We start from the raw sequence: 12,600 nt of genomic DNA, 5'->3' as shown, positions 1-12,600 counted from the left end.
GCAGAGAAAGTGAATGAAGCTGCCGGGCCAAAGATGCGTTTTGGCCCGGCAGTGCTCGGTATGGCACCAACGCTTCCGCAAGCCACCACGAACAGAGGTCCTGTGAAATTGCCTCGAAAACTTCCCGTCAAAGTGCCCGGGAAAATCACCTCTGCGGTTTTCGGCCCTGCGCCGGTCAGCCGGGATCGCGCCATGGGCCTGTCTGAGCGGCTGGCCGCCGCGACAAGTTTGACGTCGTCCCTCGAGCATTTGGTGCAGCGCAGGACGATGGACAAGGGAGGCATGGCCGACTGGGACATCACCAAGGATTCACTGACCGGGTCCAGTCCCTTGGTCCGTCGCCTGATCAACGGGGTCAGCGGCCCCAGGACCACGAGCGTTCTGCATGTCGGGCGCGTCGCGGTGTCCGCCGGCATGCTGCTGCCCGGTGACTCCCGCTGGCGGGGCGCGGGCAGCCTCTTCCTCGGCGTCAGCTCCGCCCTGCTCGGTCCCCGTCACCACTATGGCGGCGAGGGCTCCGACCAGGTGGCGACACTGGTTCAGATCGCCACCGGCACGGCTCGCCTGGCGCCTTCGCCGGCGGCAAAGGACGCTCTGCTGTGGTACGCCGCTCTGCAGGCCAACCTGGCCTACGCGGTCTCCGGCTGGGTCAAGCTCCTGGGCCGGCCCTGGCGTGACGCCTCCGCTCTCGGTGGCGTGATGCGCACCCGCACCTACGGTCACGAAGGCATGTTCCGGTGGACCCAGGAACATCCCCAGGCCGCCAAGCTGCTCACCCACGGGGTGCTGGCGCTGGAATGCCTCTTCCCGCTCGCCTACCTGCAAAACGGCAGGCTGACCCGCCCCGTCATCGCAAGTGCTGCGGCGTTCCACCTGGCCAACGGCTACTTCATGGGCCTTGGCCGGTTCGTCACGGCCTTCCCGTCGATGCACCCGCTGGTCGCCTACACCTCCGCCCCCCGGACCCACCCGGCAGTCGCCGGACGCGACGACCGCGCCGCGTCGGCCGCGTTCGCTCTGCTCGCCGGAGGTGTGGCCGCCGCTGTCGGCACCGCCGTACAGCGGCGCCTGCGCGCAACGGAGGGCTGGCACACCTCACGCACCCTGACCTCCCGCCACAAGAACCAGCTGCAGTACGAGGTGTACTCGCACGGCGACGACGAACAGCCGGTCGTCGTTCTCGCCAGCGGACTGCTTTCCACCAGCGAGCACTACGCCTGGATCACCCAGCGCCTGTGTCACGAGACCACGTACGGGGTCATCGCCTACGCCCGTACCGGGTACGCCGGAAGCCGCCGCAGAGCCGTCACCCCCTTCCGCCTGTCGGAGTCCGTCGACGACCTGATCGACCTGGTGAACGGCGCCGTTGCCCCGCACCGCAAAGTGATCCTGATCGGACACTCGATCGGCGGCGAACTCGCACGCCGTGCCGCCCAGCATCTCGGTGACCGCATCCACGGAATCGTCTACCTGGACTCCTCCCACCCGGACCAGTTCAACCGCGCCGGAAACGCGGCTGCCCAGGCGCTGGCCGGCCACTTCACCGCCATGAGCCGGGCGCTGCGCCTGGGCACGGGCATCCTCCTCAACCGCCCGGCATGGGTCGGCCAACTGCCGCAGGCCTACCAGAAGAAGGTCTTCGCCCAGTACGCGGATTCGCGCATGTGGGAGGCCGCACGTCGCGAGTGGAAGGCCGTCCAGGACGACTTCCGGTCCTTCCCGGGGCAACTGGGCAGGGTCGCGGGCGTACCGGGCCTCGTGATCTCCGCCCAGCGCACCGTGGACCGAAGTCCCGAACAGCTGCTGATGCACCGGGAACTGGCCGAGGCCCACGTCGGGGCACCCACCCAGTGCGTGGTGATCGAGGGCGCGACACACGAGAGCCTGCTGATCAACAACCGCTACGCCCACCAGGTGACGGACCGTGTCATCTCGTTCTTCCGCGACCTGGACCAGCGTTCCTCGCCCGACCGGCCCGCCCGCTCCGCCGTCAAGAAGTAAGGAGGACCTCCCATGACCGCTCGCTCACCCCTGAGGTCGTTGACGGGCGAGGGGGCCGCATGGCGGATCGCCGGAGCCGCCATGCTGCTTCTCACCCTCGCCGGTCAGCATCCCCTCCAGCAGTTCAGCCGGGTCAGGCGCAGGGACATCTGCTCACTGCTGCCGAACTGGCGGTTCTTCGCACCGAATCCGGCCATGTGCGACTACCACCTCCTGTACCGCACCGTGGATGCGGAAGGCACGGCTTCCCCGTGGCACGACGCGAGCGGCATCGAGGACCGCAAGCCGCTGCAGATCCTGTGGTTCCCCACCCGCCGAGTCGACAAGGCCGTCTTCGACGCCTGCCACGACATCCTGCCGATCCTCGACGAGGGCTTCGAGACCGCCGCCCACGCCCCCGGATACCGCCTGGTCACCGAGTACCTGCGCGCCCGCATAACGTCCCAGGGCGACTCCTGCCGTGAGGCCGGCGGCTTCCAGTTCGCAATGGCTACCAGCACCGGATACGACATGCGCCACAGGCCTGAAATCTACTTCGTCTCCCCGTACATCCCTCTCGACCCGCAGGATCCCAGCACACCTCTGCGTGCTCCGAGCACTCCTCCGGCTCGTACCGAGACATCCGCGAGGACGTGATCGTGTTCATCAACCCCTACTGGGTGTTCGCCGGCACGATGTTCCTGGTCTCCTGCATCAGTGTGGTCGTGATATTCGTCGGCGTCCGCCAGGAAATGAAACGCGAGGGGAGGGACACCAAATGACCGCACTCTGCCCGATCGTTCCGATCGTGTCGGCCGATCCGTCCCCGCGGCACCGCCGTCTCTGGAGGGAGGGGGCAGCCGGCGTTCGCGCCGGCACGGCGGTGTTCCGGCCGACCGCACCCCCGGAGCCCGACCAGTACCTACCAGCGGCCGCTCCGGAGCCGGAGGACCGCCCGTGGTATCGCCAGGCCGAACTCCGGCCGGACGGCGGCCCATCACCGCTCCGCCTCTCCGAACACCTCGAGAGTGCAGCATGAGCGAGTGGACAGCCGGACGGGGGAGGCACCACCGCCCGCAGAAGCCGGTCAGCCTGGCGGACGAACAGGGGCAGGGCCACGGACCGGCACAGGGGCGAGCCGTACACCGGGCGGTTCCCCAGCTTCACCTGCACCTGCTGACGGGCAAGGGCGCGCGGCCATGGCGAGCCCTGGGCAGACACCGTCGGCTGATCACGCTCGGCACACTGATCGGGCTGATGAGCGCCGCGACGTCCCTGGCCCAGCCCGCGATCATCGGTGAGCTGGTCACCGCCGTTCAGGAGCACCGCCCGATAACAGGGCCGATCCTGTTGGGCGCGGCGCTGTTCCTCGCCGACGCCGTCCTCAACGCGCTCCATTCGTACACGATCGGGCTGGCGGGGGAGAACATCGTCTTCGACATCCGGATCACCCTGGTGTCCCGGCTGCTGCGCTCCCGTTTCCGGGCCTACAGCGATTGGCAGCAGGGCGACGTGTTCGCCCGGATGGTCAGTGACACCGTCGTCGCCCGCTCCGCGATGACGCGTGCGATCGACGAGGTGATCAACAGCGGCTTTCTCGTCCTCGGCGGGATCGCTCTGATGGCATGGGTCGATCCGGTGCTGCTCGCCGCCACACTCGTCTGCCTCGGCGTCACCAGCGTCATCTCCCTTCTGCTGGCGCGCGGGGTGCGGCGGGTGTCAGTACTCAACCAGACGGACACCGGCAATTTCGGCTCCGCCTTGCTGCGGGTGCTGAGCGCGCTGCCGACCGTCAAGGCGTCCCGCGCCGAGGCCCGCGAGGCGGAGGGCATCGCAGCCATCGCCAAGGAAGCCCGTAAGTCCGGGATCCGGGTGACGTTCCTGTCGTCGCTGCTGGACCCGACGATGAGCATCGGCACCCAGCTCGCCCTGAGCGTGGTCATCGGCCTGGGCGCGGCCCGCACCGCCACCGGGGCCATGAACACGGCCGACCTGACGGCGTTCATCCTGTACCTCTTCTACCTGGTGGCGCCGCTGCTGACGTTGTTCATGGCGATCGCCCAGTTCCAGATCGGCAGAGCATCGATCGATCGCCTGGCCGAACTCGGCACGATAGAAGTCGAATCGGACCAGCAGGCCGACCGGACAGCAGGGCAGACGAGGATCGCCCCACCCTTCACGGACGGGCACGAATCAGGCCTCGTCTTCGACCAGGTCCGCTTCTGCTATCCCAGCAGTGAAAGAGTCGTCCTCGACCAGGTCTGCTTCACCGTTCCCGCCGATGGGCTCACCGCCATTGTGGGTCCGTCCGGCGGAGGCAAGAGCACCGTCTTTCAGCTCATCGAGCGTCTCTACGACCCTGTGTCCGGGGCGATCCGGATCGACGGCACTGACATCGCCGACATGCCGCTCAACCAGCTGAGATCCGTCGTAGGCTACGTCGATCAGGACCACACCCTGCTGCGCGGCACCATCCGGGACAACCTCACCTATTCGGCACCGCACGCCGCGGACAAGGACATCGCAGAGGCACTGCGGATGGCAAACCTCTCCGAGGTGATCGCGGCCCTGCCGAACGGACTGGAAACCGAGCTCGGCGATCGCGGCGCCGGCCTGTCCGGCGGTCAGCGGCAGCGCCTGGCCATCGCCCGCACCCTGTTGCAGACCCCGAGATTCCTGCTCCTGGACGAGGCCACCGCGAATCTCGACAGCGAATCGGAAAGGGCATTGCGAGACAGCATCGCCACAATCTCCGACTTCTGTGCGGTCATCGCCATCGCGCACCGCCTGTCCACCATAACCCAGGCCCAGCAGATCATTGTCATGGAAGAGGGCAAGGTCCAGGCTGTCGGCACCCATGCCGACCTGAACGCGAGTAGCGATCTCTACCGCAGGTTGGCCAAGCTGCAGGAACTCAGCGACATCGCATCCTGAGTTCGGCCTGATGTCGTTGACGACCATGCGCTCCCGACAACTCCGTTCCAGCAATGGATGGTTGGCACTACGCGCCGGTGACACCGCCCATCCCACCCGACGAAGAACCAGGACGTGAACGCGGCGACTGCTCCCGGCCCGTGAAACCGGACGCCGCCCGCGCCGTCGAGACCGACTACGTGCACGACGATTACGCGGCCGCGCTGGACGAGCAGTCGAGCACCCCCACGAGAGTCTCTCGACGGACTTCTGAGACGGCCAGGTTCAACCTTCCAGTTGCTCGGCCGCCGCGCCGGCAGCGCGCGTGGCGTCGGCCAGATCCGAACTCCATGAGCCCACGACGCCCGTTCTACCCGTCAGATCGAACGTCTTTTCGGTGTCGTCGCCCTGCGCCGGAGAGGCTTGCTCGGTGCGGATCGCGAGAAGTCTGGCTCGCAGGGCACGTGCTACGAGGTGTGTGCGATTTTTCGCGCACAGCTTTTCTCTGATCTTGGACAAGTGTGCCCCCACGGTACGTGGAGATATTGACAATGCGACGGAAATTTCAGAATCCGACATTCCGTGCGCCACCAGGAGGAGTATTTCGAGTTCTCGTGGACTGAGCCGGGCGGTGCGGTCCCGCCCCTCGCCGACTGGAGTCACCGGCTTCTCCGCACGCACTTCATGCCTCGATGCGGTGCGAGCAACTGGTAATCCCGTACCGTCCTGCCGGCCGCAGCCGTCCTGCCCACGCACCTGTGATCAAAATCGAGAGTGGGTCTCGTGGCCGGTAGTTGCCGGGATGCACACGGTGGGCGGCCCACCGTGATGGGCATGAATAAGGCCATCTGCATGTGGCTCAATTCCTGTCTATGGAGCCGTGTCTGGGAGCTTCGCGTTCACGACGGTGAGACCGGCGAGCTGCATCCACCGAAGCGGTGGGCTGGCGACGGGGCATGGGACACGCTGCCGCAGCGCCCGCCCGGGGCCCGATCTTCTCTGGCAAGTCCGCGGTGGAACCCGCCTTCACCTGCCGCGATGCCATGTCGGCAAGCCGATGCGCGATAGACCTGCGCCACCTCCGTCCCATTCATGAGACTCCCTCAGACTATGTACGTTATGATCACGCTCCCTCACTCAATGAGCACGAAAAGCGGGTTGGCCGGCTGCCCCAATGGCCCGGTGGCTGCGGCTTGACCTCGCCCGGGCAGGCATGGACGCCGCCGCGCTGGAGATCGCCGCCACCGGGCTGGTCACCCCGCGGACGTCAGACCACTATGACCGCGTCCCCGCGCAACATGGTCTCCCACCATCCGGTTCAGGAGAGTTGAGGCAGTCGATCCACGGGTGACATCTTCGTCGTCACCGATGCCGCCCACAACTGCCTGTCCATCCGCATCTGGCTGGAGAACCAGTCCGTCAGAGGGTGCTTGACGCGGCGGGAGTGGGTTCTGCTCAGGTTCCGCTGGAGCCGTGGTGCGCGTCGTCCGGCGACGGGCCACCGTCGTAGGGCACTCCGAGTCGCGCCGCCAGCCCGGCGATCAGCATTTCGAGGCCGTAGCTGAACTCGGCGTCGTGGTCGCTGACGGCCAGGTACGGGGCGACGGCACTCACAAGGGGGTCGCCGCCGGAGGCGATCTCCGCGGTCCGCTCCCGGCACCTGGCAGGATCCAACGTGCTTGCGCTCAGGGAGAGGGCGAAGCCGAGTTCCCGCATGATCGTACCGATCAGGTAGGCGTTGTAGCTGCGCAGGACGTGGGCCCGTTCCTTGGGAGAGAGGTCGAGTTCGGCGAAGCTGCTCAGGGCGGAGCGGATGGCTTCCAAGGCGGCCGGTGACTTTGTGGGCCTGGTCAGCATGAGGGGGAACGCTTTTCGGTGCCGCTGGGCGGCGGCGCGGAAGATGATGCAGTGCGCCCGGACGCGCTCCTGCCAGGTGCCGGTGTCCGTGCCGGAGAAGTCGACCTCTGACAGCAGCGCCTCGGCGACGCCGTCGAGCAGGGCGTCCTTGTTCGGGACGTGGTTGTAGAGCGACATGTTCTCGATGTCGAGTTCGGCGGCCAGTTTCCGCAGGGAGAAGGCGTCGGGGCCGTCGCGGTCGATCATCGTCACGGCTTTGGCGATCACCTTGTCCCGGGTCAGACCGAGCCGCCTGCCGCGGCCGGTTCCTCGCGCCGTCACCCCCACCTCCTTGGCCCTTGACCTGCCGATGCGACGGGCAGGTTCCCTCTTGACGCCACTTGCTCCCCAAGTTTAACGTGCCGACGCAAAGACTTGCACTGCAAGTGTCAGGGATCCGACCGGGCGGCGGAGCGCCATCGACCGACCCCGACGGCGCATGCCGCCCAGGCGCCGCAGTACCCGACGTACGGAGATTCACCGATGGTCAGCACTACGCGCTTACTGCTCGCAGGCGCCGGGCCCGAGTGGGAGCCCCACGAAGCCGAGGCGCCGGCACGGGGAGGACAGACCCGCGTCTCCGGTGCCCTCGACCCCGCAGACCCGTCCATACGGCCGGGCACCTGCAACCCCTCCTCGGCGACCAGCCATATCTGCACCGTCGGTTCGAATCCGCCGACGAGGACAACGCTGTCGACGACGTGAAGGACACATCCCCCGGCGACCGTCAGACCGTCGTGACGCCCGGTGCGTTCGCCCTCCGCGTCCCGGGACGCGGCCCAGCCGCTCGGGTGGGTGACCGAGTACGACGGCCCCACTTCCAAGGATTCTGAAGCCGTTACCGCAGCCTCCGACCGGCGCGGCGCCGACTTCGCTCTCGAGCACATCGGCGACCGGCTCTCCGCCGACACCAACCCTGCCACACCTCGGCGGCGACATCGTTGGCGTCGGACGCCTCGTGGGCCACGACCTCACCATCATCTCGACCAGATGCCGTTCCGCCGGACCAGCGTCGGCGGGGCAGATCCAGCGCGCGCGTCACCGACCGACTCTCCGATCCGCCGTGCCCCCACACCCCCGGGTATTGCCCGCAGTTACGAGCGGCGGGCTCCGTACCCGTCGGTCTTCGCCTCCATGACGCCAGACCGCAGCCGATCACGGAAGTCTCCTCGATGGAGTACCCCGACCCGGCACTCGCATCGGCCGACCTGCGCACGTGCGACAGCGGGCGCCTTCCTGCTGTTCCTCCCCTGCAGCGCACTGAGCCCATCCTTGAACAACCTCGGCGGCAAACCGAGCATCACCCACGAGGAGCTGGTCTGACTACCACCGACGACATCCGTGCGACCCGCCAGAAGTTGGTCCTCGACCACTTCCGCGACGAGGTCCGCCAGAACTGGGACGACGTCCTGGCCACCTTCCCGCACCCCCATTACGAGCTCATCCCCACCATGACGGTCCACGACGGCGACCGCGCTGTGCGCAGCTACTACCACGACAGCCGCGTCGCATTCCCCGATCAGGACCACGAGATCATTGACCTGCGCCACAGCGACGACGCCGCCATCGTCGAGTTCTGGCTGCTCGGCACCCACCTGGGCGCCCTCGGCGCGATCCCGGCCACAGGCAGCCGCTTCCGGGTGCGCATGACCGCGTACTTCATCTTCGACGAAGACGAGAATCTCGTCTGCGAGCGCGTCTACTTCGACAGCCTTACGTTGCTGAAACAGCTGATCGGCGGTTTGAACATGAGGAACCCGCAGAACTGGCTACTGGCCGCCCGCTGCGTAAGAGGGGCCCTCAAATGGGCGGCCGGAGCGACACCCCATCCGACACTTGTCAACTCCCCCAGGGCGGAAATGCCGTGAGGGTCCACCACCTCAACTGTGGCAGCATGCAACCGCCGGGCCTCCGTCTGGTCTGTCACGTCCTCCTCGTTGAGACCGCGAACGGCCTGGTCCTGGTGGACTCCGGCTACGGCCTGGACGACGTCGCGGACCCCCGGCGCCTGGGACCGGTCCGGTTTCTCACGCGGCCGAACCTCGACGCCGAGGAGACCGCCGCCCGGCAGGTCGAACAGCTCGGCTTCCGCCGAGAGGACGTCCGGCACATCGTCCTCACTCACTTCGACCCGGACCACATTGGTGGCCTGTCCGACTTCTCGCATGCCACCGTCCACGCCACCGCCGCCGAGGTGCACGGCTCGGTGATCTCCCCATCCCGGCAAGAGAGGCTGCGATACCGCTCGGCCCAGTGGGCGCACGGCCCGAAGATTGTCGAGCACCAGCCGGATGGTGAGAAGTGGCGTGGGTTTGCCAAGGCCAAGGAACTCGACTTCATCGCCCCCGGTATTGTCATGGTCTCGCTACCAGGCCACACCCGCGGCCATGCAGGTATCGCGGTGGACAACGGCGATCGGTGGATCCTGCATGCAGGCGACTCCTTCTACCACCACGGCACCCTCGACGGCCGCACCCCGGTGCCCGCCGCACTCACGGAGGCCGTCGTTGCCCACGACGCGGAAAAGGTCCGCGACAACCACGCCCGCCTCGCCGAGCTGCACCGGCGGGCGGAGCCCGACCTGGTGATCATCAACGCCCATGACCCCACTCTGTTCGAGAGGATGCTCTCCGGTGCATAGCAGCGGCCGCCCCAGACGAAACCACTCCGGCACCTTGAGCCGCGGGCATGAGGAGCGCGGCCAAGAACCGTTGCCGTCACATGAGCTGACCCACGTTTCGAAGCGGCCGACGCTTCGTCCGCCTGTCTGACCAACCACTCAGCGTGCAGGTCAGGTTGGAAGGCTCATCCCTTCGCGGGGCCGCGTTGTGTCGAGCTGGGTGAACACGCCCTCCACACCGGGCGATTCGCTCCGGCCGACGGGATCGGATCAGCGGAACGGCCACGCCGCGGGGGCGGGGGCCAGGTTTTCTCGATCGCGCGTCGGTCAGGTCCCCGCCTGCTCACCGGCCTGATGGCGTCGGGCAGCGGACTTCGTCGTCGCGCCGCGCATAGTGCCACAGGGGTGTCGGCACTGCTGCGCCGGACGGCCTCCAACCAGGCCGGCGCGTCAGTGGTGAGCCCTCTTGCTCCCCTTGCGCTCGTTGGCGAGGATCTCGCTGCCGGCCAGGCGGGAGTGGTCGTCGATGGTGGTCTGCAGATAGCTGACACCCTGTCGGACGCTTCGTCGGATCGCACGGAATCGGCATGGCAGATTCATCGGAACAAACGATGCGGCCTTGCGGAACCGCGCCTAACCTTGCTGGCGAGCAAGGCCACCTCGACGAGGATGAGGTGGAGGCGCGGATGTCGAAACCGGCCGAGGCCCCAACTATGAGGCTCCCCGCCATCGGCCTTCGACTCGGGGGGTTGAAGAACGCAGGTCAGGAATGTGTGCTGGCGCCGTGCATTGAGTGGACGGCGTCGGCCCTTGTGGGTTCGGCACGAGTGCTCCGCTGCCCAGCGGGACGTCCTTGCCGGGGACGCGGTTGTAGAGCGACACCTTCTCGATGTCGCATTCGGCGGCCTGTCGCCGCAGGAAGAAGGGTCGGAGCCATCGCGGTCGATCACCATCACCGTATTGGCGATCACCTTGTCCGAGGTCGGGCCGAACCGCCTGCCGCGGCCCGTCCCTGGCGCCCGGATTGCATGGCCTCCTGGGTCCTCGGCATGTCGAGGCGAAGGGTGGCCCGCCCCCCTTGACGCTACTTGCAGTGCAAGTGTAGTTAAAGACATACGCTGCAAGTGTTTCAGCGACAAGGCGCCGAGCGTCAGCGACCGCCCCGGCCGCGCTACGCCTTTCAGGTGCCGAGGTATCCGACCTACGGAGATTCACCGATGGCCAGCACTATGCGCTCACTCCTCAATGGCGCCGGACCCGAGGAGCCCCGCGCAGGCGAGGTGCCGACGCAGCGCACCTGCGATGCCAGCCCCAAGACCAGCGACGTCTGTACCGTTGGTTTGATTTCGCCGGCGGAGGCGACGCTGTCGGCGGCCCGAAGGACATGGCCTCCGGCGTCCGTGTGACGGTCGTGACCCGGCGTGTTCGTCCTCTGCGCACTGGGACGCGGCCCTGCCGGTCTGGTGTGGAACCGAGTGACGGCCGGCTCGGGCTCACCGACCGGGCACTTCCGTCTGTCGTCACAACAACCGCGCCAGGTGGTGACGATCATCTGGCCCAGTTTCGGAGTCCGGCCTCCAGTTCCGGGCAGGTCCGCCTCCACCGGTGAATGACGGCAACCCCCCACCTTCGAATGACGGCACGCTGTAGGCGCACATGCGCCCTGACAACGTGCATGACGGAGAGCAGCGCATTCATATGGGAAACAGCAGAGCCAGAGGGCTTCAGGCCAACGCCCTGGGTATTTCGGACACGGTTGTGATGGCGGTCGCGGGCAGCGCTCCCGCCTATACGCTGACGGCGACCACCACGGTCCTCGTAGGTGCCGTCGGCCTGGGAAGCCCCGCCGCGCTGCTGTACTGCGGAATACCGATGCTGGGCATCGCTCTGGCGTTCTGCTACCTCAACCGCATCGACGTGAATGCCGGTGCCAGCTACTCCTGGGTCGGCCGTACCCTCCACCCCTTCTTGGGCTTCATCAGCGGCTGGGCCCTGGCGATCTCCGCGACGATCTTCATGGTCGCCGGCTCGCTGCCCGCCGGTTCGATGACGCTGTCGCTCTTCGATGCAGGGCTCGCCGACAACACCGCCCTGGCCACCACGGTCGGCGCGGCCTGGTTCCTCGTCATGCTGTTCGTGGTGCTCGGCGGCGCCCGGCTTACTGTACGTGCGCAGCTCTTCCTGTCCGGGATCGAACTCGCCATCCTCACTGCCTGCGCTGTTGGTGCGCTGCTGCACAGCCCCAACGCGCGGCCTTTCGACTGGTCCTGGCTCGGCTTCAGCCACTTCTCCGGGGTGAGCGGCTTCTCTTCCGGCGCGCTCATCGCCGCCTTCTACTACTGGGGCTGGGACGTCACCAGCAACCTCAGCGAAGAGACCCGCAACAGTCGGCGGACCACCGGCCTGGCCGGTCTGATCGGCGTGGGCGTCGTCTTCCTGCTGTTCGAGGTCTTCACCATCGCGGTGAACGTCGTCCTCGGCCCCGAGCAGATCCAGCAGGGCGGTGCCAACGTGCTGGCCGTGCTCGGCGAGGAGATCTGGCCGGGTTGGGGTGGCAAGCTGCTGATCGTCTCCGTGATGCTCTCCACCATTGCGACCCTGGAGACCACGCTCGTCCAGGTCACGCGGTCGCTGTTCGCCATGGGACGCGACCGTACGATGCCGCGCGCCTTGGGCCGGGTGCACCGCAGATGGAACACCCCGTGGGTTGCCATCGTCGTGGTCGGCGCCACGGCACTGCTGATGTTCGTGGCCTCCGTCTTCCTCGGCTCGATCGGGGACATCCTCGCCCATGCCGTCTCCGCGATCGGCCTGCAGATCGCCGTCTACTACGGGCTGGCCGGCCTGGCGGTCGTCGTGGCATACCGCAGGATGCTGCTCAAGTCCCTGGCCAACTTCCTCCTCGGCGGAGTGTGGCCGCTCTTCGGCGCTGTGTTCATGTTCTGGGTCTTCGCCGAGTCACTCGATCAGCTCGACGGCGCCACTGTCGCCATCGGTATCGGCGGGCTCGCCGTCGGCCTCGTCCCGATGCTCTGGTACTGGAAGCAGGGCGCCGACTATTACCGGCCCGTGAAACTGGACGCCGCCCGCGCCGTCGAGGCCGACTACGTGCCCGATGCTTACGCGGCCGCGTTAGACGAGCAGTTAAGCACCCACGAGGGTCTCTCGACGGACTTCTGAGAAGGACCCCC

Annotated in this window: 10 protein-coding genes; 7 read left to right on the top strand and 3 right to left on the bottom strand. The window is 67.1% G+C overall.

What is annotated here, in order from left to right; translation table 11 throughout:
* The first annotated feature begins 192 nt into the window (after positions 1-192).
* The 4 genes from ACH4UM_RS37630 to ACH4UM_RS37615 all read left to right on the top strand — a co-directional run bounded on the left by ACH4UM_RS37630 (position 193) and on the right by ACH4UM_RS37615 (position 4,914).
* Positions 193-2,001 (top strand): alpha/beta fold hydrolase, encoded by a 1,809-nt coding sequence (locus ACH4UM_RS37630; RefSeq protein ID WP_398189834.1) that lies wholly within the window; start codon positions 193-195, stop codon positions 1,999-2,001.
* Positions 2,002-2,013: 12 nt separating this feature from the next.
* Positions 2,014-2,637, top strand: coding sequence for a hypothetical protein (locus ACH4UM_RS37625; RefSeq protein WP_398189831.1), 624 nt, complete (start codon positions 2,014-2,016; stop codon positions 2,635-2,637).
* A complete protein-coding gene (locus ACH4UM_RS37620; RefSeq protein ID WP_398189828.1) occupies positions 2,634-2,762 on the top strand; it encodes a hypothetical protein in 129 nt (42 codons plus the stop codon). Before ACH4UM_RS37625 ends, ACH4UM_RS37620 begins: the two co-directional genes overlap by 4 nt.
* A 253-nt stretch (positions 2,763-3,015) precedes the next feature.
* Positions 3,016-4,914 carry an ABC transporter ATP-binding protein gene (locus tag ACH4UM_RS37615; protein WP_398189825.1) on the top strand — a complete coding sequence of 633 codons (1,899 nt, stop codon included), beginning with the start codon at positions 3,016-3,018 and terminating at the stop codon, positions 4,912-4,914.
* 264 nt (positions 4,915-5,178) lie between these two features.
* On the opposite strand, the gene ACH4UM_RS37610 is transcribed toward ACH4UM_RS37615, so the two are convergent.
* Together ACH4UM_RS37610 and ACH4UM_RS37605 are read right to left on the bottom strand one after the other, a co-directional pair.
* Positions 5,179-5,556 (bottom strand): helix-turn-helix transcriptional regulator, encoded by a 378-nt coding sequence (locus ACH4UM_RS37610; RefSeq protein WP_398189822.1) that lies wholly within the window; start codon positions 5,554-5,556, stop codon positions 5,179-5,181.
* Positions 5,557-6,348: 792 nt separating this feature from the next.
* On the bottom strand, positions 6,349-7,071 hold the full coding sequence (locus tag ACH4UM_RS37605) for a TetR/AcrR family transcriptional regulator C-terminal domain-containing protein (protein ID WP_398189819.1): 723 nt from the start codon (positions 7,069-7,071) through the stop codon (positions 6,349-6,351).
* A gap of 890 nt (positions 7,072-7,961) precedes the next feature.
* On the opposite strand from ACH4UM_RS37605, the gene ACH4UM_RS37600 reads away from it, so the two are divergent.
* Both ACH4UM_RS37600 and ACH4UM_RS37595 read left to right on the top strand, forming a co-directional pair.
* On the top strand, positions 7,962-8,657 hold the full coding sequence (locus tag ACH4UM_RS37600; protein ID WP_398189816.1) for an ester cyclase: 696 nt from the start codon (positions 7,962-7,964) through the stop codon (positions 8,655-8,657).
* Positions 8,658-8,683: 26 nt separating this feature from the next.
* Complete coding sequence (locus ACH4UM_RS37595; protein ID WP_398189813.1) at positions 8,684-9,430, top strand: MBL fold metallo-hydrolase; 747 nt, start codon at positions 8,684-8,686, stop codon at positions 9,428-9,430.
* A gap of 429 nt (positions 9,431-9,859) precedes the next feature.
* Here the strand turns inward: ACH4UM_RS37595 and ACH4UM_RS37590 are convergent, their stop codons facing one another.
* Entirely contained in the window at positions 9,860-10,009 is a 150-nt protein-coding gene (locus ACH4UM_RS37590) for a hypothetical protein (RefSeq protein ID WP_398189810.1), read from the bottom strand.
* A 1,098-nt stretch (positions 10,010-11,107) separates the two neighbouring features.
* Between ACH4UM_RS37590 and ACH4UM_RS37585 the strand changes: the two genes are divergently transcribed.
* A complete protein-coding gene (locus ACH4UM_RS37585) occupies positions 11,108-12,589 on the top strand; it encodes an APC family permease (RefSeq protein WP_398189807.1) in 1,482 nt (493 codons plus the stop codon).
* Positions 12,590-12,600: the final 11 nt, after the last annotated feature.

Origin of the sequence: Streptomyces sp. NPDC020801 (genome assembly GCF_044334385.1) — a bacterium.
Taxonomy (GTDB): Bacteria; Actinomycetota; Actinomycetes; order Streptomycetales; family Streptomycetaceae; genus Streptomyces.
This window is presented reverse-complemented; position numbering and strand designations above follow the sequence as displayed.